Raw genomic sequence first — 23,322 nt, forward strand, 5'->3', positions numbered from 1 at the left:
TGCACCACTTGCAGCTTAAACTGGTCGCTGTACTGGTTCCGCATAGAAACACCCCGAAGGTTGGATTGGGTGTCCAACTTTCGGGGTGCAGTTCACCTTGGACCGGGCGCCGTGCGTTTGGGGCGGGGAAATAGTAGAGCGCGGCGACGGTGGCGCCATCGCCGATACGTCGGACCGGCTCTATGCCTGCGTTTTGCGGGGACGCCCCCTTTAGTGCCATTGGCCCGGGATGTTTTGAGTCTAAATATTAAATATTTAACTATAAAGTATGAGTTATTTCGCACTTTTTGAAGTGACAAGAAAAGGCTTTTTCTCGTCAAGTCTATTCTAAATTAATGATGAATCTGGCGGTTAAGCTTGCCACTTTATTTGTATGCAAGAAGTTAAGTAATATTCTTTATGCCAGTATAAAGAATCAAAAATTTGTTTCTGATGTGGATATTATTTAATGCTTGAGAAAACCGAGGTATATTTTCCAGAATGTCTTATTATTAAGGCCATGTTTCAGACAACGATGACGGGCCATGGGACGGCGGCGATGTCCTAGCGGTAGCGTGGCCGAAAGTTTCAGATAGCCGGCGTGTCGCTAACAGATTATGCATCAAATTTTATCTAAAGGGAGCTCTGGCATGATTTATTTTTTTAATTATTTTCAATGAGCTACATGAAAAATTCGGGCCTTGGTGGTGGTGAGGTATGGATTTGTGTTGCCAGGGGGCGACAGGGAAGATGAGGCGTGAAGGACGCACGGCAGCACCCATTAAAGCCAGCGAATGATGCATTGGTGAGTCAAGAAAAAGCAGCGCATTGAAGCGTGTAGAACCGTCTTCACGCGTTGCTGTAGCGGCTGATCGTGACGACTAATTTCGAGGTTTCCGAAAGCTAGGATCATGAGATCTAGTGAGTATGTGGCTTATTCAGATGAGTTATTTAAGCGCCTGGCGAGGCTCCGGAAGGCAGCTGAGGTAATGGGAAGTTGCTGTGTTGGATGCCTGCCGGGCGAATCGCGAAGGTTACCCAGTGACAGAGCAGTCCCCTTCGACGCACACAGGCCCACAGGATATTGATCTCAATCACTTCGTCGGCTGGCTGCTCGATCACAAGTGGTTGATTGCCTTGAGCGTGATGCTGTTCGGCATCGGCGGTTACCTGTATGCCGGCGCACAGCCGCGCATTTACAGCGCCGATTCGCTGATTCAGGTTGAAAGCGAGAACAGTTCGCTGATCAATCTGTCGGGAGGGCCCGGGCAGGGTGGGGTCGGGCAGAACCGCACGCTCACCGAGATCGGCATACTGCGCTCACGAATGGTGCTGGGAGAGGCCGTCGACCGTGAGACCCTGACCCTCGGTGTCACGCCCAGGCGCTTTCCCCTGCTCGGCAACTTCCTGGTCAACAAGGGCGTGACCTTACCCCCTTTCCTGGCGGGCCAACCCTATGTCTGGGCGGGGGAGTTCGCCGAGGTGTCGCGCTTCGAGGTACCGGAAGAGGCGGCGGGTGGGCCCTATATCCTCCGCGCCCAGGGCCAGGGACGTTACACCCTGCACCAGGGGGGGCGCCGCGTGCTGACCGGCCAGGTAGGTGAGACGGTCCACGGCGACGCCGGCCATCGCCTCTTCGTGCAGCGCCTCGAGGCCCATGCGGGGGCCGAGTTCCAGCTGCATCTCAGTAGCCGGCTGGGGGCCATCAACGGACTGAAGTCGCGGTTCAGCAGCATGCAGGCGGAAGGGGTCTGGCTGGTGAGCCTCAACTTGACGGGGGAGGACCCGGCGAGCATCGAGCGCACGCTCAATACCATCATGCAGGTCTTTCTGGCCCAGAATATCGAACGTCAGTCGGCGGAGGCCGATCGACAGCTTGAATTTCTGGAAGAGCAGATCCCCCAGGTCGGTGACCAGCTGGCCGCTTCGGAAACTGACCTTAACAGCTATCGCGTCCAGCACGACTCCGTGGACCTAGACTTCCAGACCGAGGCCTTGCTGAATTCGCTAGTGGCGATCGAGAATCAGCTGGCGGATCTCGAGTTCAGGCGGCTCGAGCTGCAGCTACGTATTACTCGCGTCCACCCCACCTACCAGGCGCTGCTTGAGAAGCGTCAGCAGTTGCAAGCCAACAAGGCCGAGCTGGAGGCCCGCATCGAAGAGCTGCCTGATGCCCAGCAGCAGGTCCTCCGCCTGGAGCGCGCCACACGGGTCAATCAGGAGATCTATGTTCAGCTGCTCAACAAGCAGCAGGAGATGCGCCTGGTCAAGGCGGGGGCCATCGGCAACGTCAGGATACTCGACGCGGCGGTGGTCCAGCCGGGTCCCATTGCGCCGCGATCGGACGTGATTCTGCTGATGAGCCTGCTGCTGGGACTGGGAGTGGCCGTGGCCATCGTCATGGTCCGCTACGTGCTGAACCGCGGGATCGAAACGCCTAAACAGCTCGGGGCGCAGGGCCTGCCGGTCTATACCACCATCCCGCTCTCCAGAGAGCAGAGGCGACTTGCCCATGGGGTGCGGTCGGGAGAGCGTCGGCCTCATGGCGCGGAGGGGGCCGACGTGTTGGCCCTGCGCAGCCCTACCGACCTGGCGGTCGAGGCGCTACGGAGTCTGCGCACCAGCCTGCACTTCACCATGCTGGAGGCCCCTGACAATCGGCTCATGATCACCGGGCCCGCCACGGCCGTGGGCAAGAGCTTCCTGTGCATTAACCTGGCGGCGGTATTTGCGCAGGTGGGCAAGCGGGTGCTGGTGATCGACGGGGACATGCGCAAGGGGCATATCCATGAGGTCTTTCATGGTGAAAGTGACGGCGGGCTTTCCGACCTGCTGGTCGGCCAGCTGACTCTGCAGGAGACCATCCGGGGGACCGAGGTGCCGGGGCTGGACTATATCGCCCGCGGCTTCTTGCCGGATAACCCTTCCGAGTTGCTGATGCGAGAAAGCTTCACCCGGCTGCTGGCGGAGGCGTCATCAGGTTACGACTTGGTGATCATCGATACGCCGCCGGTGCTAGCGGTGACGGATGCCGCCATCGTCGGTAAGCAGGTGGGGACCAGCCTGCTGGTCGCGCGGTTCGGCATGACGCCTCCGGGCGAGATAGAGGCCACGATAGAGAAACTGGAAAACAGCGGTGTGGTGCTCAAGGGCGCCATCCTCAATGGCATGCAGCGCAAGGCGTCGACCAAGTACAGCTATTATAACTACGCCTACAAGTAAGCCGATTACCCCATTAAGAACTTCTTTCCCAACCATTCAGACAGTGTGGGCTTTTCCGTCGGCAAGGCTTGGCGAGCGCGCTGTGAATCCCTCCCTGGGCGCTACCTTTGCCCTGCGGCGCTCTCGCGTCCTGCTCCGCTTGCAGGGCCTGGGTTGGCCATCCATGGCCAACCCGTTCGGCGGGAAGAACATCCACTGGATGTTCTTCTACTTCCGCCTCACCCATGGCAAAGGACACTCGCTTCGCCTTGCCCCCGGTGCCCACTATGGCTGGGGTTAAAAGGAGCTCTCAACAGGACTTCCTGTACAACACGAGTCTCTTTTCATTATGGTCACGATGGCTTCCGCCTTTCCGGGGCAGGGGCAGCATTCGCGTTATTTCAAGCGATTATTCCATAACGGCAAGCTGCAGTTATGGCTGGGGGGCATGCTCACCGTGCTGCTGCCGTCGCTGGCGGCCTGGGGAGGCGCCTTCTGGCAGACGGCCGATGCCACGCAGTGGCTGACCTTGCTGCTTATAGCGCTGGCTTACTGGAGCGCGATGACGACCGTGCAGCGCATGGGGCGCTTACCGGGCACTTGCGCCTACCTGCTGAGCCTACCGGCCGCCACGGTCTGTTATCTGGTGCCCTACCTCGTGGTGCAGGGGACGGAAAATGCCCTGCATCTTCGGCTCTATGTCGCCAGCTACTTGCTCACGGCGCTGTACTGTACCGCCGGCTACTGGTTCGGACGCCGTTACCGGGTGCTCAAGCTGGCCGTGGTGCCTTTCGGCAAGGCCCCCGGGCTATGCCACAACCATGGCGTGGAGTGGCTCAGCCTGCGTGCCCCGACCCTGGGCCAGGCCTACGTGGATGCGGTGGTCGCCGACCTGTGCACCGAGCTACCGCCGGAGTGGGAGCGTTTCCTGGCGGACTGCACCCTGGAGCGGATACCCGTCTACCACGTCAGCAGCACCTATGAGTGGCTGACCGGCCGGGTCCAGATCGGCTATCTTCACGAGAATCGCTACGGTAGCCTGCAGCCGGATGAAGGCTATCAGGTGATCAAACGTGGCCTGGACCTGCTCATCGTGCTGGCCCTACTGCCCGTGGCGCTGCCGTTGATGGCTATCATCGCCACTGCTATCCGCCTGGACAGCCGGGGGGCGGCGTTGTTCGCCCAGCAGCGCATGGGGTTTCAGTGCCGCCCCTTCACGGTTTACAAGTTTCGCAGCATGTTCTGTGATCGCCAGGGGGCCGGTTTTACTCGGCATGGCCACGACCCGCGCATCACGCGTGTTGGCCGGGTGATCCGCAAGTATCGGCTGGATGAGCTGCCGCAGCTGTTCAATGTGCTAAAGGGGGAGATGAGCCTGATTGGCCCGCGACCGGAGTGCATGGACCTGGCCGACTGGTATCAGAAGGATGTGGCGTTCTTTCACTATCGTCATGTGGTGCGTCCTGGCATCTCCGGCTGGGCCCAAGTGGAGCAGGGCTACGCCGCCGAGGTGGAGGGCATGGTCCGCAAGTTGGAGTACGACTTCTATTACATCAAGAACATCTCGTTCTGGCTCGACCTGCTGATCGTGCTGCGCACCATCCGCACCGTATTGACCGGTTTCGGCTCGCGCTGAGCGACACCGCCGGCCTGGCCTTTCGTCACGATACGCGCCCTCTACCCAGGCGCGTTCTACCCAGGCACCCCTTTCCATGCTGAGTCAGCTCAAGGAACTCTACACTCTTCTCACCGCCGAGCAGCGCAGGAAGCTGCTGCGCCTGCAGGGGCTGGTGGTACTGATGTCCATTGCCGAGATCGCTGGGGTGGTGTCCATTGGTCCCTTCATGGCCCTGGTGGGTGACATGAGCCAGCTGCAGGGCGAGGGAATGATCGCCGGGCTTTACCATGCCAGCGGTGTCGAGACGCCACGCGCCTTTCTGTTCTGGCTGGGCATTGGAGTGCTGGTGGTGCTCACCGGGGCGGCGCTGGTCTCGATGTTCACCATCTGGCGGCTCTCCATGTACGGGGCGCGGGTCGGGGCCGAGCTGTCCAGTCGGCTCTATCGCCACTACATGCATCAGCCTTGGCTGTTCCACGCCACGGGCAGCAGCAGCCAGCTGACCAACCAGATCGCCCAGGAGTGCGGACGAATCACCAATGGGATCATCAATCCGCTGATGCAGATGAATGCCAAGCTGGTGATGGCCTTGCTGATGTCATTGGCGATCTTTCTCTACAACCCGCTGGTCGCGCTGGCCGGGTTGGGGATCTTCTCCGCCGCCTACATTCTGCTTTACCGCACAGTGCGAAAACGCCTGATTCGCAATGGTAAGACGATTTCCGGTGTTCAGCGTCAGCGCTTCCAGCTGATGGGAGAAGGGTTCGGCGGCATCAAGGATGCGTTGCTGCTAGGGCGCCAGCAGTGGTTCACCGAGCGTTTCGACAGGGCCTGCGAGCGCTTCGCCAGGGCGCAGGGCACCAATCAGGCCATGAGCCAGGCGCCCCGCTACGCCATGGAGTTGGTGGCGTTCGGCAGCGTGATCTTTCTGGTGCTCTATCTGTTGGCCGTTCACCAAGGCAACCTGGGCACCATTCTGCCGGTGCTCTCCGTCTACGCCCTGGCAGGCTTCAAGCTGCTGCCGGCCTTTCAGCAAGTCTATACCAGTGTCTCGCGCATCCGCGGCAACCTGGCGGCCTTCGAGGGGTTGCGGGATGACCTGCGCGCCAGTGCCCTGATGCCACCGGCCATACCTAGCCACCAGCCTCGTAAGCCGCGAGCAGACAGCTGGGCGCCGCACCATGCTATTCGGTTGGAAAACGTCAGCTTCACCTATCCCGGCAAGCAGCAGCCGGCGTTGAAGGGGGTGGACCTGGAGATACCGGTCAATCGGGTGATTGGTCTGGTGGGGGCCTCCGGTTCCGGCAAGTCGACCGCCATCGATCTGCTGCTGGGACTGATCGAGCCGTGCCGGGGCCAGCTCTTGGTGGATGGGCGGCCGGTGACAGCCGGTAACCGCCGTGCCTGGCAGAACGCCCTGGGGTTCGTGCCCCAGGCGATCTTCCTGGCGGACAGCAGCATCCGCGAGAACATCGGCTTCGGGTTGCCGCCCGATATCATCGAGGACGATAAGGTTCGGCATGCGGCCCACCTGGCGCATCTGGATGAGCTGCTAAACGAGCTGCCCGAGGGGCTGGAAACCCGGGTCGGTGAGCGCGGCGTGCAGTTGTCCGGTGGTCAGCGTCAGCGTATCGGGATTGCCCGGGCGCTCTACCACGACGCGGAGGTGCTGATCCTGGACGAAGCCACCAGTGCCCTGGATGGCATCACCGAGAACGCCATCATGAAGGCTATCCATGACTTCTCTGGCAAGAAGACGGTCATCATGGTGGCCCATCGCCTGGCGACAGTTAGGCAGTGCGACCACATCTATCTGCTTTCCGGAGGGCAGGTCGTGGATCAGGGCAATTATCCATCCTTGTTGAAGCACAGCAGGACGTTCCAGCGCATGGCGCAACATGCATAAAAGAACGTAAATTTGCCTTTTCTGGGCAAGCTCTTTTTGGGAAAAGCAGCTACATAAACAAAACCCGATCGGCAACGTTCATGTCAGGGCCAACTGGGCTGACGTGGCGCGCTGCTTGCGTGGCGATTCTTCAAAAGGGCAAGGGAGAATACCATGATCAATACCATACTCGTGACCGGCGGCGCCGGGTTTCTGGGCTCGCACCTCTGCGAGCGGTTGCTGAATGAAGGCAACAACGTCATCTGTGTCGACAACTTCTCGACGGGAAGCAAGGACAATATCCTGCATCTGCACGGCAATCCGAGGTTCGAGATCATACGCCACGATATCAATTTCCCCCTCTATGTAGAAATCGATCAGATCTATAATCTCGCCTGTCCGGCAAGCCCCGTGCACTATCAGCTCGACCCGGTGCAGACCATCAAGACGAATGTCCACGGCTCGATCAATCTTCTGGGACTGGCCAAGCGCACCAAAGCTAAAATTCTTCAGGCTTCGACGAGCGAAGTCTATGGCGACCCGGAGGTGCACCCTCAGCCTGAATCCTATTGCGGCATGGTCAATCCCATCGGCAGAAGGAGCTGTTATGACGAAGGTAAGCGCTGCGCCGAAGCGCTGTTCTTCGATTACTATCGACAGTACAATCTTGATATAAAAGTGGCGCGTATTTTCAATACCTACGGACCACGGATGCATCCTGACGATGGACGCGTGGTCAGCAACTTCATCATGCAGGCCCTACAGGGCAAGGAGATCACCATCTATGGAGATGGCCATCAGTCGCGTAGTTTCTGCTATGTCGATGACCTGGTGGATGGGCTGATTCGACTCATGAATACCGACAAGGTGGTCGGACCTGTCAATCTCGGAAACGATGGCGAGTTCTCGATGCGCGAGCTGGCGGAAAAGGTGATCCGGCTCACGGGCAGCCATAGCCAGCTCAGCTACCACCCCTTGCCCATGGATGATCCCAGGCAGCGCCGGCCGGAGCTCGGCCAGGCCAGGGAAAAGTTGGGCTGGCAGCCCACCGTGGCACTGGAAGAGGGGTTGAAGGCGACGATCGACTATTTTGCCGGCCTGTTGCAACGCCATGGTGACGCCGTGAATGTCAACGCGGATGTCAACATACCGGAGCTTGCCGTCAAGGCATCTTGAAACGAGTCCGGCACGCCTACGCTGACCTTTCCTGAGATAGTGTTGCCTTGAGAAATTGTATGGCCAAGCCTGTGATAATGTTCGTGAAGAAAGTGGTGAACAACGTCATCAGGGGGGCGATGAAGAAAACTCCTGTTCTTCTGGAGCATGTTTGGTTTGTGAGCCCTAGGCGCTCCAGGTTTTCTTCGTGGTATCAGGATACGGTGACGGCACAAGACTGGTTTGTGGAGGCGGCCAGTGCTCAAGAAATGTTGGCCGTGCAGCCGAAGTGGAAAGGCAACAAAAAAGTCACGTATTCTGGCGTCAGTGTTTTGTCCAAGGCCAAGCTGTTGATGTGTCGACCGCCGGAGATTCATCAAAGGCACCCTGCCTCACGAAAGGCCATTGTCTGTACCCGGCATTACCGACCATTGAAGTATCCAGGTGCGCAGTCGGTATTGTTTTCATTGAACTTCATGTTGACTCATTTCGGCATCTGGCGCAATGGGAAAAAAATGGAGCACCTGTCTGCCACGGTAGCCTTGTTAGGCAATCGCGTTTTTGACAATATCAATTATTACCATTTCTGGGCCGACGTAATTGCCGATGTCTGGTATATAAAAAATAATCTACCTCGGTCAGAGTGGCCAGATTATTATCTTGTGCCTTTCGCAGAGCTGGCCTGGCAGTGGGAAGTGTTATGGCAGTGTGGTGTAAGGGAGGAGCAAGTAATACCTTATGCCAAGTACGACGTCCTGTTTGTTGAAAAGGTCGTTATTCCGATTCGCGACAAGGGGGCTGCAAATCTTCCTCCGTGGCTATCTCGTGCAATTCATGACATGTCGGGGTGGTCACCTAGGTCAGGGGGAAATGGACGGTTGGTCTTCGTGTCGCGAGCCGATGCCAGTCGGCGAAGACTTGTCAATGAAGATCGACTGCGGGAGCGCCTTCGCCAAGAAGGGTTTGAAGTGCATGCCTTAACAGGATTGAGTATTAAGGAGCAGCAACATCTTTTTTCCTCTGCCTCGATAATTTGTGCGCCTCATGGTGCATCTCTGACAAATCTGGTGTGGTGTTGCCCTGGTACTGTGGTCATCGATTTTCTTTCAGAGCGGCACCTGGTGCCTTGTTTTAAAGAGTTGGCGGAACAAAACCAGGTGATCTATTATCCTTATGTTTGCCGGGCGGCAGCAGAAGACGAGGGTGGTATTAATGATGACATGGTGTTGCTAGATGGCCAAATTGAGTCGGTGGTAGAGGTTGTCAGCCGGCATGTTGGGACATCCGGCCACGCTTTGGATATCAGAAAAGGATAGCGCCTCAGGTTAATCGGGTCTTTTTGAGGTTCTGGTGCGAGAACCGGATGGGAGAGTGCACAAGTGGAAGCAAATTCCGACAGCCTTGTATCCATGATTGTGCCAGCTTACAATGTAGAGGATTATATAAATGGATGTGTGGAGTCACTTGTTCATCAGTCACATCCTGATCTCGAGATTATCGTCGTCAACGACGCGTCGACCGACAAGACCTCCGGTGCGGTGCTGGAAGGTTTCACGCGTGATAGCCGCGTGAGGCTTATTGACCTAGAGCATAATGTGGGAGTCCATGCCGCTCGAGCGAGAGGGATTCGCGAGGCACGAGGACGCTTTATCGGGTTTGTCGATAGTGATGACAAAGTCGCACCACACATGGTGGAGCGCCTGTTTGAGGTGGCGCAGGCCCATCATGCTGACATTGTCGTATGTGGTGCAGAGAAGGTGTCTGAATCAGGCGAATCTCTCGGCAGGAAAGTAAGATTTACGCATTCCTTTGCTCGTCATCATCATCTTCTGGAAGCTTTTTGCAGTAGGCAATATGGCTCCGGGGTGCTTTGGAATAAATTATACAAAGCAGAGCTGATAAAAAAGCATGGCACGATACCTCTGGATAGAAAAGTCGATGCCTCTGAAGATTATGTAGTAAATGTCGGTTGTTTTTCTGAAGCGACATGTGTTGCCACGGTCGCCGATACGCTGTATTTTTATTTGATACGAGCTGACAGCGCTTCTCGTAACGAAGATAAGGCCAGGCACTTTGTTCGAATCATGGCGGCATATGCAAGCTGCCTTGAGATTTATGCAGATTTCTCACCGCAGCAGAAGGAAGAGGTGACCAAGCTGTTTGCGAGCCAGCTTTGTTTTAGTGATTACCAAATTCACGCGGTGGAGCAGCTGTATCGCCATGACGAGAATTTGAGGGAAAGCCTTTCGAGCCTGTCAGCGCTGTATCCGGCGGGGGTGTATACGCTTATTCACGCGTTTCACCGGCCAGAAAATGCCAGTAACCACGGTTTCATAAAATATGCCGGCCAAGTGCATAAAGCTATAAGAAAATGGTTTTAAGAGCAGTCCGGTTCTTGGGTCCGTTGTTGGATCACGTGCGACTATAAATGACAATCTCTTGACGGGCCACTAGGTAGGACGATGCTTAAGGCACTGGCAAAAAAAATACCGGGGGCCCACCGTGGCTACGATGCTGTGGTCGTGGTGCGTCGCAATCTAGCGAATGAGCTTAAGGTTTGGAAGCTGTTGCAACATCAGCGCCAGCCGTTTATCGGCAACCCCGATTCCAATGTTGTTGTCAGCTTGACCTCGTTTCCGGCCCGGATCCATCATGCCTGGATTACGGTTGAAACTCTGTTTCAGCAAGAGTTCAAGCCTTGGAAAGTAGTGTTGGTGCTTGCGGAAGAAGAGTTTCCCGAAAAGAAACTGCCCAAGAGGTTGCGAGCACAGACCGAGCGTGGACTCGAGGTATTATGGACAAAAAGAAACACTCGCAGCTATAAGAAACTGTTACCGACCCGCAACCACTACCCCGATGCCACGATCGTCACGTTTGATGACGACGTGTACTATGAGCCATGGCGCCTTGGGCAGTTAGTCGAGGCATCACGGCGATATCCAGAAAGTGTGATTGGTCATAGAGGGCGGGAAGTCACGTTGGGTCGGACTGGCTTGCTTCCCTATATTGAATGGAAATACGCGACGCTCTCGACGCCTTCCCACCGCACCCTATTAACAGGCGTCGGGGGGATTCTCTATCCCCCCCATATTTTAGACCATGACTTGCTGTTGGATCGGAAGCGTGCCATGAGATATTGCCCCACTGCGGATGATATCTGGTTCTGGGCGGTTTGCCTCAAGTCCGGCACGTCAGTCCGGTGCTTGGGGCACTCTGCTCGTTGCCAGGTCAAAAAGGAGCTTGCTCGGCACTCTCTGGATGCGGTTAATCGCGTAGGGGGACAGAACGATGTTCAGTTGAAAAACGTGATCGATGGTTTGCAGCTGTGGCCTACCGTGATGCGTGGTGAATGTCAGGCCAGGCCGATGGAGTCGGCCCGGCTGCCAACAAGTCTTTACCAATAAACTCCGAGTCGGTCGTTTTGGTGGTCATCGTGGATGAGCCCGTATTGGTTTCTGTCATTATCCCTACATATCGTGACTGGCAGCGCCTGCAGCAATGTCTTGGTGCGCTGGCCCATCAGTCGATGCTTGACAAAGAATACGAAGTGGTCGTTGTGAATAACGATCCTGACGACGCGCCTCCGGCCGGCTGGTGCTTACCCAAAAACGTTAGAATGCTTCAGGAGCGCAAGCCGGGTGCGTACGCGGCAAGAAATGCAGGATTGAAAGCTGCTAGAGGACAGTTTTTGGCCTTTACGGACTCTGATTGCCTGCCTCAGCCGGACTGGCTAACACATGGTATCGCAGCTCTCGTAGCCGATAATGCAGATCGAGTAGCCGGGTGCATTGAGGTATTGAGTGATAACAAGAAAATGACGCCGACGGAGTGCTATGAAAGCCTTTTTGCCTTTGATCAGCCGCAGAATGTCACCCGCGGCGTGGGCGTGACGGCGAACCTGCTGGCACGTGCTAATTTGTTTGACACGGTGGGGATGTTCAATGAGGACTTACTGTCAGGTGGCGACATCGAGTGGAATCGCCGTGCCACGGCAATGGGATATACGATCAGGTATTGCCAGCAGGCGGTTGTCGGGCATCCGGCGCGTCGTACCTGGTCGGAAATGGCTCGCAAGGTGCGAAGAACCACGGGAGGTAAGTTGGCGATCAATCCCCAGTATCGCCTCACTATTTTCAGGTCGCTATGCCCCCCTCTCGAGGCTAGTGCCCATATTGCAAGACAGGACGGCGCCTTCCTGCGCACAAGAATGTTGGCCTTCTGGGTGGCCTATCGTATCAAGGTGTTTCGCTACTTCTACTTTCGGAAGTTGAAATCGGGCCGCTGTGCGGCCGAGAGGGGTTGACCCAGGGGTGAAGATCGCGATCGTGCTACCAGACCTTCGCGGGGGAGGGGTCGAGCGTATCCGGCTGTCGCTGGCGGGCGAGTTCCGCCGGCTGGGACATGGCGTCGAGTTCGTGCTGATGCAGGCGCAGGGTGAGTTGCTTAGCGAAGCGATGGCCTCCTTTGCGGTGCACGATCTTGCCTGTCGCCGTATCCGTCAGCTGCCTTGGGCGCTCGCTCGGTACCTTAGGCGTTACCAGCCCGACGCGCTGCTTGTGGCCATGTGGCCGCTGACAGTCGTCGCGCCCTTGGCGTCTAGGCTTTCCGGTCATCCTTGTGACGTGCTGATATCGGAGCACAACACGCTATCGGCACAGTACGCGGCCCAGGGGTCGCTGCATTTGCGGCTGCTTCGCTTCAGTATGGCCTTGGGGTACCGGCTTGCCCGGTCGCGCGTGGCGGTGTCGGAGGGCGTGTCACGCGATCTGGCGGCGCTTTCCGGGCTCGAGCGAGACCGCTTCACGGTGATCCATAACCCGGTGCCATGTCGTCCCCCTCCCAGCCGGGAGGCCATGGCCAGGGCAACTGCGTGTTGGGGAATAGCCGGCGGACAGCGCATCGTATCGGTGGGAAGTTTCAAGCCACAAAAGAATCATGCCATGCTGCTGCGTGCCTTTGCGAGACTGGAAAGACGTAATGCACGACTCATGTTGGTAGGCGCTGGCGCCGAAGAAGATGAGCTGCGCCGGCTTGCGGTTGAGCTGGATATTGGCCACAAGGTGATTTTTGCCGGTTTCCATGCAGACCCCACTCCTTTTTACTTGACAGCGGATCTCTTCGTACTAGCTTCGGATTTTGAAGGGTTTGGCAATGTCATCATTGAAGCCTTGGCGTGCGGAACTCCCGTCGTATCGACCAATTGTCCTTCCGGACCCGCTGAAATATTGAAGCATGGCGAGTATGGTCGTCTGGTGCCGGTAGGCGATGATACGGCCATGGCGGATGCCTTGGCGGATGCCTTGGCGTCCGAGCATGATACCCAACGACTGAAAGCCAGGGCCACAGAGTTTTCGCCGGCGATAGCGGCAAGCAAGCACCTCGACTTGTTAGCTAAGTGAATCACGGTATCTGATCGTGTATGCGTGACTTTCGTTTATCAAAGAATGTGTTGACGTCGCCTGCCTTTTTTGTAGAGTTTGTGGGGCCGGCAGGCAGCGGAAAGTCAACATTGATTGATTATATACGGCGTCGTCATGGACATGAGTTTTCCCATGTCGGCGTGCCGCACCGCTCAATTTTTCATAGAGCCAAGTCTCGGATTATTGAAGAAATCTTCACGAGGCGAACTTTTGACGGTCATGATTTGGATGGTTTTTCAAAAGATAGGCTGGTAAAAAGGTTTTCGAAAATCAATGCAGGCCTTGACTGGTATGCTGACCGTCGAAGTGGCATCTTTTTGCTTGACGAAGGGCCGTTGCGCATCATGATGGATTATTCTTGTCATAACCAGAATCAGTACAGGATATGGCGTAATTTTTGCCTGAGGGCTTTGCAACGTTTTTCGCATTATCGTGTCCTAGTGATTTTCGTCAAGGTGCGTCCAGAAACTCGGCACGAGTGGAGAAAGAAAAGAATGGGGCCTCTGGAAATGGCTAACCCGAATTTCAATCCACACTTCAGAGGAGAGTGTCCGACCCCGGGAGAGCTTTTGTTCTTTCGAGAAGAGGCCAAGCGGACCCTGGCTAGCCGCATGTTTGAGCATGTTGCAATGGATGAGTTGGAGAATCAAGGCGATGTGGACGAGGTAGCAGCCCGTGCGCGCCAGTTGATACACGCCTATTGCAGTAGAGAGCCTTGAAGGAATGCTGACACTCAAGGACAGAGCAGAGGTCTGGTTGAAGCACCTCCAGTTTCACTGGGAAATGGTAGCCGTGTTTCCAGTGCCTTGTTTGGTGAGCCCGTAGGACATCGACCTATCCGTCACCACCTGGCCTATGCGCCTGATCTTGTAGATAATTACTTCACCTTTACTTTCGTTCGAAATCCCCGGGAACGTTTGTATTCAGGATATCATTACTTTGCGAGTCGCGCCGGATCCGATGGGCATCGGGATCATCGCTGGGCCAGCGTCATGTTATCGGAGGTTTCCTCATTTCGAGAGTTCGTAATTCTTCTTGAAAACTCGGCTTATGCCAGTCAGTGAATCCGGTCAGCGGTGAGCTGATGATGGATTTTATCGAGCGTTTCGAACAGCTGGAGCGAGATTTTTCACATGTGAGCCATTGTCTGAGTGCTCAGGTGATACTGCCGCATCTTCGCAAGGGGCCCTAGGGCGCATACCTTGACGCTTATGATGCGCATATGGTGGAGGTGGTGCGGTGCTTTTATGCCACCGATGTTGAGCGGCTAGGTTATGAATTCAAAGAGCGCGCAGGGGTATCATCCCGCAATAGCAAGCACCTGTAAATGAAAAATCATGATGTCACACACGCAGGGTATCGTAGAAATCATCGGCCCCACCGGCGCAGGTAAGACCGCGCACCTCAAGGCGCTGAGCAACGAGGCGCCTTTCTTTATTGAAGCTCGACACCGTGTTCGTCAGCATCTGTTCATGCTGGTTAGATCAACCATGGCCTGGGTTTTTCTGCAGCTGAGGTTTTGCTTTCTGGATGCCAGACTGTCTCTGTTCAAACGCATATGTGTCTATTATGCTGCGTTGAAGACGGTGGAGGAGGGCGATAAGAAGGCCTGCGAGAAGGGAAAGTCGCATGAAAAAGTTCAGCATGAGGTGCATCTAGTGGATGAAGGGGTTTTCCATGTTCTGTTGATGCATCGGTTTGCTTCACTGAAAGAGCAGGCGGCCTGGGCCTTTTTCTCCCGGCAGCAGATCTGCAGGCTGGCAAAAAACGAGAGCATTGTGATTTTTGTTCTGTCAGTATCTCGAGAGCGCCGCCACGAAAGGCTAAGAGTTCGTAATGAAATAGAGTCGGAAAGATTGCGTGTGGCCAATCATCATAAAGGCGGAGCCTTTGGCCCACTGGGGGTGGAGTTTATTCGTTCGCTGGAATGTGAAGCGGCGGGTCGTGTAAAGGTGGTGGTGCTGGATAACAATGGTGAGGATAGTGTCGCCGCCAATGTGGCCATGATCCAGGCGATGCTGATGACCCAAGAGGAAGTTCTGGGGCCAGTGGGCGCGCCGGCCGCAGTAGAAGGGGCATGGAAGCGAAAGCATGGAGCTCTGTAGGTGAAAGGTGACATGCTACTTCCCAACGGTGGGACAAGCCGCAACGCTGCTACGTTGTTCATTACATATGATGGGTTGCTTGACCCGCTGGGAGGCAGCCAGATCCTGCCCTATCTGTACAGCATTGCAGAGCATCCACGGGCCGTGCATGTCGTGAGTTTCGAAAAGCCTGTGCGGTTCGCCAACGGGGCCGCAACGCTTCGGTGCGAGTTGGAGAGGCGACAGATCGGCTGGACCCCGCTTACGTTCACGTCACGCCTGGGAAAGCTGGGGAAAGGCTGGGATCTGCTGCGCATGCACACGACAGCGCTCAGGCTGCAATGGCGTCATCGGTTCGGCGTGGTCCACTGTCGCAGCTATCCGGCCATGCAGGTGGGCTATTTCCTTCGCCGTCTCACCGGCGTGAAGACCATATTCGATATGCGGGGGCTGTGGGTCGATGACCGAGTGGAGGGTCAGCTATGGCCGCAGGAGCTCTGGCTCTACCGTCGGCTCTATCGCCATTACAAGCGCTTGGAGCAGCGGCTGCTGGAGGGGACAGACGCGGTCGTCGTACTGACCGAGCGCGTGGTGCCAGAACTGCGTCGCCTGGCGCCTCGCATGCAGGCGCCCGTGACGGTGATTCCCTGCTGTGCGGATTTCGATCATTTTTCAGCGGTAACGACGGCTCACAAGCGAACGACGCGTGCCGAGATCGGCATCCATAAGGACGCCTTGGTCATCGCCTATCTGGGATCGCTGGGTACCGTCTACCTGCTCGACGAGATGTTTCGCCTGTTCGAGACCATAGCGCGTCGGCGTGAGGATGCCCACCTGCTGCTGATCACCCAGGATTGGTCGGATCGGCATGAGGCACGCCTGGCCGCATCGTCGCTCACCGACCTTCGCCATCGCATTCATGTCAGGTCGGCGCATCGTGACGAGGTCCCCAGGGTGCTCGGCACTGCGGACATCATGTTGAGTTTTCGACGCGCCACCTATTCCCAGATGGCATGCTCACCGACGAAGCTCGCCGAGGCGTTTGCCCTAGGGATCCCGGCGATCAGCAATGCCGGCGTGGGCGATATCGATGCGCTCACCCGGATCCTGGATGCCGGCATGGTGATCGATCTGCATGACCCGGCCGCCTTCGAGCGCGTGGCCGCCAATCTCGACAGCCTACTGGCCAAGGGAGGGGGGCGGTTGCGTCATAGGGCGCAAAAGCATCTGGGGCTGGAAAGGGCCCGGCACGCCTATCGCCGGCTCTATGCGCAACTCGAGGCGATGCCATGAGAGGCGAGCCTGAGCTCTATGTGGTGGATGTGTGCGGCACCCTGGTATTCGATGACACCACGCTGGGGCTCGTGCGCCACCACTTTGCCCGGGATGGCACGCGGCCGCTACGTGCCTGGTTGGTGAATGCGGTGGCTACCCCTCGCCGCCTCCCGTGGTGGGGGGTTGCCGTTGCCGAGAAGCTGACGGGACAGCAGCTGCTGAAGCACTTTGCCGTGCGTCTGCTGGCCGGAGAACGTAGCGAGGCCCTGGAGCAAAGCGCCCAGGAGTATGCCAAAAGGCTTTTGGCCGAGCGGCGCATCATCCCCGTCTGGGAGATGCTGGAGGCGCCGTTCGCGACAGGGCGCGTCGTGCTGGCCTCGGCCAGCCTGGAGCCGGTGGTGGCGGCCCTGGCCTCGCTGACCGGGGCACGGTATGTGGCCAGCCGTCTCGAGCAGCGCGACGGACGCCTGACCGGGAGCTATGCGACGGACCTGACCGGTCGCAAACCTCAGGCACTGGTCGAAAAGTATGGGGAGACGCTCCTGGAAAACCCGGTCAGTGTGATGACCGACAATGCCTCGGATCGGGCCCTGGTCGAGAGGGCCTCGGTGGCGTATATCGTGCTCCACCGCGCGGCTCACCGTAAGCGCTGGCATGGGGTCGGGGCAAACGTTATCGAGATACAGCCATGAGGCTTTGCTATCTCCTGCCGTTCAGCTACTTCCTGGACACTCGCCTTCGGGAAGGCAGCGTGGCTTTTCACTTGGTCTTCGAATGGCTGGCCGCGGTGGTGCTCGTCGTGGCGGTCGGCGCCGCGCCGCCGCCGCAGGCCCTGGCCATGGCAGGCCTTACCTACCTGGCGTTCATCAGCCTGTACGAGATCGGCTATCTCGCCAACGACCTGTATGCGGCCAGAAGGGAGCCGAGAGGGCGCCAGCGCGGGCCCCAGGCGATGGCACACGGCTGGGTACTGGCGTGGTGTAGCAGTCGTTTGGCGGTATTCGCGCTGGTCACGGTGTGGCTGGACCTGCTCGCGGTATCTGGTTGGTGGTCGTTCCATATGGCCCTGTGCCTCACCTTTGCCCTGCACAATGTCCTCCAGGATAGCGAGCTCAAGACTGCCACCTTCCTGTGGCTGGCGTGGCTGCGGTTCATGGCCCCGGTGATGTTCGTGGTGGAGGATGGCCAGCGGCTCGGTATCGGGCTGGCGGCGGCACTCTCCTATGTGGTGTTTCGCCTGCTGGGCTATCTGGACAGCAAGGGCCTGCTGCGTATGCCCGGCAGACAGCGTGCGGCGTTCCGGTTGTTCTGCTTCGTTATGCCGCTCATCGGCCTACTGGCCCTCTGGCCTTATACAGGCGCCGAAGGCTTCATGGTGTTGACGGGCTACTTTGCTGTGGCGGCGGCGGTGGGCACCCTGGCGGGGCCGGCGCTGGCGCGTGTCTCCGCGTTAATGGGCAGGTAGGCACCATGTGTGGCTGCACAGGTTTTTTGACAGGCAAGGCACTGACGCCAGCTGAACGGCAAGGCCAGGTCATGAGCATGGCCGATGCCCTTCAACACCGAGGGCCCGATGACGTGGGGGTCTGGGTCGAGGACGGGGAGGGTGTGGCATTGGGGCATCGGCGGCTCGCCATCCTGGATCTCTCTTCGGCCGGCCATCAGCCCATGCCTTCACCTTGCCAGCGCTATGTGATCGCCTTCAACGGCGAGATCTATAACTACGAAAATCTCAGGAACAAGGTGCAAGGATCAAGGGGTGGTCATCTCCAATGGTGGGGGCACTCCGATACGGAAGTGTTATTGGCTGCGTTTAGTGCTTGGGGAGTAGAGGAGACGCTAAAGACGGCGGTGGGGATGTTCGCCATTGCGCTGTGGGATCGCAAGACCCGGACCCTGATCCTGGCGCGGGATCGCTTCGGCGAAAAGCCGCTCTACTATGGCTTTGCACAAGGCAGGGGCTTTGCACAAGGCAGGGGCTTTGCACAAGATGCGAGCGAGAACAGTGCAGGGGGGGTGACAGGCAGCGGGCCGCTGCTGTTCGGCTCAGAGCTCAAGGCCCTGATGGCGCACCCCGAGTGGCGAGGCACCCTGGCTACGGCGTCGCTCGAGGACTACCTGCGCTTCGGCAACGTGGGCGGGCAGGCGAGCATCTTTCAGGGCGTGGCCAAGTTGCCGCCGGGGAGTTGGCTGCAGGTGACGCCGGGTGATGTCCTGACCGGGGCGTTGCCGGCACCGCGGAGCTTTTGGTCGGCGGAGGCGGCGGCGCGCGAGGCGCGGCAGGCCGAGCCCCTTTCGGACCCCGAGGCCGCCGTGTCGGCCGTCGCCCGGTCGCTGGGCCAATCGGTCGGGCGTCGCATGATCGCCGACGTGCCCTTGGGAGCCTTCCTCTCCGGTGGTATCGACAGCTCGCTGATCGCGGCGCTGATGCAGCAGCAGGCCGATCGGCCGGTGCGCACCTTCGCGGTGGGCTTCGAGGATGCTCGCTATGATGAATCCGTGCATGCCGCGGCGGTGGCCAGACACCTCGAGACCGAGCACCTGACCCTGACGGCGACCTCGGGCATGGCCCTCGACTTGGTTCCCCGTTTGCCCGACCTCTATGACGAGCCATTCGCCGACTCCTCTCAGCTGCCCACCGTGCTGATCTCGAGGCTGATCCGCGAGCATGTCACCGTGGCCCTGTCGGGCGATGCCGGTGATGAGCTGTTCGGTGGCTACAACCGCCACCTGTGGGTGCCACGGATCTGGCACCGGATCAGGCGGCTTCGGCTGCCGGCCCGGCGTGCCCTGGCGGCGTCGTTGAGGGCCGTTCCTTCCCGGACCTATGACCGGCTGATGCAGTGGGGTGGGCGAGTGCTGCCCGCTCGCCTGCAGGTTCGCACCTTTGGCGAGAAGCTGCACAAGCTGGCGGCGGTGCTGGAAAGCTCCAGTGAGCAGGCGCTGTTCGCCGGGGTAGCCGCCATGAACCGCCGGCCGGCGACGCTGCTGGTGGGGCAGGGGCCGGGCAGGCCGCCGGGCGCCCTGTTCCCGGCCCTTGAGCAGTTCACGGGCGTGGAGTGGATGTTGCTGATGGACACGCTTCACTACCTGGTCGATGACGTGCTGGTGAAGGTCGACCGTGCCAGCATGGCCGCCAGTTTGGAGGTGCGTCTGCCATTCCTCGACCCCGAGGTCTTTCATGCCGCCTGGCGACTCCCTACCGATCTGCGTTTGCACCAGGGGCAGGGCAAGTGGGTGCTGCGTCAGCTGCTCTACCGTCATTTTCCCCGCGAACTGATTGAGCGGCCCAAGATGGGCTTCGCCGTGCCGCTGGATGCCTGGCTGCGAGGCCCGCTCCGGCCATGGGCCGAGGACCTTTTGTCCTCCGCCAGCCTCAAGGCCTTACCCGTGATCGATGCCTGCCAGGTTCGGGCGCTGTGGCAGGCCCACCTGAGGGGCCAGGGCCATTATGCTCAGCAGCTCTGGGCGGTGCTGCAGCTGCTCGCCTGGCAGCGCCGCTGGCGCCCCGGTTTACCCTGAGAGTTCACGTCCAGCATTCGGACAAGCCTACTCTTACCTGCCACTCCCCGAGCTGTCTCTACACCCTCTTGTCGATTGCCATGCTGCCCTACTGGCTTCTCTTCCTGATTCCCTCACTGGGGGTGCTGGCGCCCTATCGGCTGGCGCCTGCGTCCCGCCCCTTGATGTGGTGGCTGGTGGGCAGCCTGTTTGCCCTGACCATTGGCCTGCGCTTCGAGGTGGGAGGCGACTGGGGCTCCTACCTGACCTACTTGGAGCGGGCCTCGGCCATGACGCCGTTCGAGGTGATCACGGCGGAAGACCCGGGCTATTACCTGCTCAACTGGTTGGTGGCGCAGCTGGGCGGCAGCATCTACTGGGTGAATCTGGCCTGTGGTGCCATCGTGATGGCCGGGGTGATCGCCTTCGCGCGCCAGCAGCCGCTGCCCTGGCTGGCCCTGCTGGTGGCGGTGCCCTACCTGATCACCGTGGTGGCCATGGGATACACCCGCCAGTCGGTGGCCCTGGGGTTCATTCTGCTGGGCCTGGTGGCACTCGGCGAGGGACGGGTTCGCGTCTTCGTGGCCTGGGTGCTGATCGGCGCCGCCTTTCACAAGTCGGCGGTGCTGTTGCTGCCGATAGCGGGCTTGGCCGCCAGCCAGAGCCGACTCACCTCCATGGCCTGGGCGGGGACGGCCACGCTGATCGGGGGCTACCTGTTCTTGTTCGACGCCGCCGATGAACTCTGGGCCAATTACGTCGAGGCGGACTATCAGTCCCAGGGTGGGTTGGTTCGGGTGCTGATGAATGCCGTGCCGGCCATCTTGTTTCTCGTGTTTCAGGGTTATCTGAAACTCGAGGCGAGTGAGCGGCGGCTATGGTGGTGGCTGTCGGTACTGGCCATCGTCTGCCTCCCGCTGGTGGTGATGTCTTCCACCGCCACCGACCGCGTCGCCCTGTACTTGATCCCCCTGCAGATCTTCGTGTTCGCGCGGCTGCACCTGCTGTCCGGCGACCTTCGATGGCAGACGGTGATCGTCTGCAGCGTGCTGGTCTACTACGCGACCGTGCTGTTCGTGTGGCTGATGTTCGCGGCCAATGCCGAGAGCTGGCTGCCTTATCGGCTGGTGTGGTTCGTCGCTGGGTAGGCGCGCACCGATCTTTTAGAGAGCGGCATGAAAAAACGGCTTTCCTTGAGCGGCGTGGCAGTGTTGATGGCCGTATGCGCCGGTCTTCTCAGCACCTACCTCTGGGTGACGCAGGTGGATAACACGGTCACGGCGGACGACCGGAGAGCCATCGAGCAGGCGCTGGGACCGGCTCTTGAGCGTCGGTTTCCCGAGGCGATATCCGTTGACGCGCTGCGCTTTACAGAGGAAATCGCGTTTATCCGGACCGTCCAGCGCGGGGTGCTGGAGGTGGTGCCGGTCGATGCGGGCATTCCCCACGGCATGTCGCGCGAGCCCGCTGACCTTCTCGAGCGGGGAAAGGGCCTTTGCTTCGATCGCAGTCGCTTCATGGAAAAGGCGCTGCGCCGATACGGCTTCGAGACACGTCATGTCGCCATCTACTCGACGGCAAAGACCGGGTCGGCCCTGAAATCCTTATTGACGCCACAGGTCAGGTCTCACGCCGTGACGGAGGTCATGACCTCAAGAGGGTGGGTGGTGGTGGATTCCAATGAACCCTGGGTCTCTCTCGGCAAGCACGATCAGCCGCTTTCGATCGCGGACATCGCGGCGCTGGATCGAGCAGAAATGGGCAAGGCTCTGCTCACCCCGCCCCGGTCGTCGATCTATGCCGAGGGGTTCACCTTCGTCTACGGGCTCTATTCACGGCACGGCAAGTTCTATCCGCCCTATGACGTGGTACCGGATGTTCAGCTTGCCGAACTGCTCCATAACACGCAGCGACTGTTTCGCTAGGCGCGCCTTTCCCCAGCCTCCTTCGGTGGGGGCGCCCACCTCGATGCTGAGTCGCCGCTTCCATCGGTCTTGTTGTGAAGTGAGGGTGCGGCCATGAGCTGCCTGGAAAGTCCCCTGGTGCTGGTCTCCAATACCTCCTGGTACCTCTACAACTTCCGTCGCGGCACCTTGGTGGCACTGCGCGATGCGGGCTTTCGGGTGGTGGCGCTGGCGCCCGAGGATGCCTACTCCCGCCGCTTGGTCGAGGAGCTTGGCATCGCGCACGTGACGCTGCCCATGGAGGGCAGGGGCACCCGACTGCTGGGTGAGGGAAGAAGCCTGCTGGCACTGGCCTACACGCTGCGCCGTCTCAAGCCGGCCTTCGTGTTCAACTTCACGGTGAAGGCTAACGTCTATTCCGGTCTGGCCTGCCGGGTACTGGGCATTCCCTACGCTAATAACGTCTCCGGGCTGGGCACCGCTTTCCTGCACGACAGCTGGCTGTTTCGCCGGGTTCAATCGCTTTATGGCATCGCCAATCGCGGGGCGCGCTGCGTGTTCTTTCAGAATCAGGAAGACCATGACCTCTTCCTGAGCCACGGACTGCTGTGCGATACCCCCACCGCGGTGCTGCCGGGCTCGGGCATGGATGTCAAGCGCTTTGCCTTCTCGCCGCTGCCGGCCACTGGTCCCTTCACCTTCGTAATGATCGCCCGCCTGCTCGGCGACAAGGGCGTGCGTGAGTACGTACAGGCGGCGAGACAGGTGCGTGCCGCCCACCCAAAGAGCCGCTTCCTGCTGATCGGCCCCCACGGGGCCAGCAATTGCACGGCCATCCCTGAAGAGGAAATCCGCCAGTGGCGGGACGAGGGCGTGGTCGAGGTACTGGGTGAGCAGGATGACGTGCGGCCCTTTATCCAGCAGGCGCATGTGCTGGTGCTGCCCTCCTATCGGGAAGGCATGCCTCGCACGGTGCTGGAAGCTGCGGCCATGGGGCGGCCGGCCATCGTCTCCGATGTGCCGGGCTGTCACCAGGCGGTCGTGAACCACCAGACCGGCTGGCTGTGCCAGGTGAGAAGCGCTGGCTCGCTGGTGCAGAGCATGGAGCGATGCCTCGCCATGCCCCAGGCGAAGCTGCAGGCCATGGGGAGGGCCGCACGGGCTCGCATCGAGAGGGAGTTTGATGAACGCATCGTCGTGGAGGCGGCGCTCGATTGTCTGTACGACCTGAAGGCCGGGCGCGGCGAGGTGCTTTCCTGAAGCGCCGGGCAACACCAGCCAGCAACACCAGCCAGTGATG

At 59.0% G+C, this 23,322-nt stretch carries 18 protein-coding genes; all 18 read left to right on the forward strand.

The window, feature by feature from the left end:
* Positions 1-1,020 precede the first annotated feature (1,020 nt).
* The 18 genes from FHR94_RS00005 (at position 1,021) to FHR94_RS00095 (ending at position 23,282) form a co-directional block, all read left to right on the forward strand.
* Positions 1,021-3,201 carry a polysaccharide biosynthesis tyrosine autokinase gene (locus FHR94_RS00005; protein ID WP_343064617.1) on the forward strand — a complete coding sequence of 727 codons (2,181 nt, stop codon included), beginning with the start codon at positions 1,021-1,023 and terminating at the stop codon, positions 3,199-3,201.
* 328 nt (positions 3,202-3,529) lie between these two features.
* Positions 3,530-4,816 (forward strand): exopolysaccharide biosynthesis polyprenyl glycosylphosphotransferase, encoded by a 1,287-nt coding sequence (locus tag FHR94_RS00010; protein ID WP_246389766.1) that lies wholly within the window; start codon positions 3,530-3,532, stop codon positions 4,814-4,816.
* A gap of 76 nt (positions 4,817-4,892) precedes the next feature.
* Positions 4,893-6,704, forward strand: a complete 1,812-nt coding sequence (locus FHR94_RS00015; RefSeq protein WP_183323244.1) for an ABC transporter ATP-binding protein — start codon at positions 4,893-4,895, stop codon at positions 6,702-6,704.
* 153 nt (positions 6,705-6,857) lie between these two features.
* Positions 6,858-7,859, forward strand: a complete 1,002-nt coding sequence (locus tag FHR94_RS00020; protein WP_183323246.1) for a UDP-glucuronic acid decarboxylase family protein — start codon at positions 6,858-6,860, stop codon at positions 7,857-7,859.
* A 59-nt stretch (positions 7,860-7,918) separates the two neighbouring features.
* Positions 7,919-9,154: a glycosyltransferase family 61 protein gene (locus FHR94_RS00025; RefSeq protein ID WP_183323248.1), complete on the forward strand. Its 1,236-nt coding sequence runs from the start codon at positions 7,919-7,921 to the stop codon at positions 9,152-9,154.
* A gap of 63 nt (positions 9,155-9,217) precedes the next feature.
* Entirely contained in the window at positions 9,218-10,219 is a 1,002-nt protein-coding gene (locus FHR94_RS00030; protein ID WP_183323250.1) for a glycosyltransferase, read from the forward strand.
* Positions 10,220-10,300: 81 nt separating this feature from the next.
* On the forward strand, positions 10,301-11,242 hold the full coding sequence (locus FHR94_RS00035) for a hypothetical protein (RefSeq protein WP_183323252.1): 942 nt from the start codon (positions 10,301-10,303) through the stop codon (positions 11,240-11,242).
* 29 nt (positions 11,243-11,271) lie between these two features.
* Positions 11,272-12,141, forward strand: a complete 870-nt coding sequence (locus FHR94_RS00040; RefSeq protein WP_183323254.1) for a glycosyltransferase — start codon at positions 11,272-11,274, stop codon at positions 12,139-12,141.
* Between the two features lie 7 nt (positions 12,142-12,148).
* Positions 12,149-13,237 carry a glycosyltransferase gene (locus tag FHR94_RS19940; protein ID WP_221188306.1) on the forward strand — a complete coding sequence of 363 codons (1,089 nt, stop codon included), beginning with the start codon at positions 12,149-12,151 and terminating at the stop codon, positions 13,235-13,237.
* Positions 13,238-13,257: 20 nt separating this feature from the next.
* A complete protein-coding gene (locus FHR94_RS00050) occupies positions 13,258-13,977 on the forward strand; it encodes a hypothetical protein (protein ID WP_183323258.1) in 720 nt (239 codons plus the stop codon).
* A 618-nt stretch (positions 13,978-14,595) separates the two neighbouring features.
* Positions 14,596-15,363 carry a hypothetical protein gene (locus tag FHR94_RS00060; RefSeq protein WP_183323262.1) on the forward strand — a complete coding sequence of 256 codons (768 nt, stop codon included), beginning with the start codon at positions 14,596-14,598 and terminating at the stop codon, positions 15,361-15,363.
* A gap of 12 nt (positions 15,364-15,375) precedes the next feature.
* Positions 15,376-16,635 (forward strand): glycosyltransferase, encoded by a 1,260-nt coding sequence (locus FHR94_RS00065; protein WP_246389768.1) that lies wholly within the window; start codon positions 15,376-15,378, stop codon positions 16,633-16,635.
* Positions 16,632-17,309, forward strand: a complete 678-nt coding sequence (locus FHR94_RS00070) for a haloacid dehalogenase-like hydrolase (RefSeq protein ID WP_183323266.1) — start codon at positions 16,632-16,634, stop codon at positions 17,307-17,309. Before FHR94_RS00065 ends, FHR94_RS00070 begins: the two co-directional genes overlap by 4 nt.
* Positions 17,306-18,082, forward strand: coding sequence for a hypothetical protein (locus FHR94_RS00075; RefSeq protein ID WP_183323268.1), 777 nt, complete (start codon positions 17,306-17,308; stop codon positions 18,080-18,082). Before FHR94_RS00070 ends, FHR94_RS00075 begins: the two co-directional genes overlap by 4 nt.
* A gap of 77 nt (positions 18,083-18,159) precedes the next feature.
* Entirely contained in the window at positions 18,160-20,139 is a 1,980-nt protein-coding gene (locus tag FHR94_RS00080) for an asparagine synthetase B family protein (RefSeq protein ID WP_221188307.1), read from the forward strand.
* Positions 20,140-20,219: 80 nt separating this feature from the next.
* A complete protein-coding gene (locus FHR94_RS00085; RefSeq protein ID WP_183323278.1) occupies positions 20,220-21,266 on the forward strand; it encodes an EpsG family protein in 1,047 nt (348 codons plus the stop codon).
* Between the two features lie 27 nt (positions 21,267-21,293).
* Entirely contained in the window at positions 21,294-22,043 is a 750-nt protein-coding gene (locus FHR94_RS00090; protein WP_183323280.1) for a transglutaminase domain-containing protein, read from the forward strand.
* Between the two features lie 93 nt (positions 22,044-22,136).
* Positions 22,137-23,282, forward strand: coding sequence for a glycosyltransferase family 4 protein (locus tag FHR94_RS00095; protein ID WP_183323282.1), 1,146 nt, complete (start codon positions 22,137-22,139; stop codon positions 23,280-23,282).
* Positions 23,283-23,322: the final 40 nt, after the last annotated feature.

The sequence above is a fragment of the Halomonas cerina genome (assembly GCF_014192215.1).
Lineage (GTDB): Bacteria > Pseudomonadota > Gammaproteobacteria > Pseudomonadales > Halomonadaceae > Halomonas > Halomonas cerina.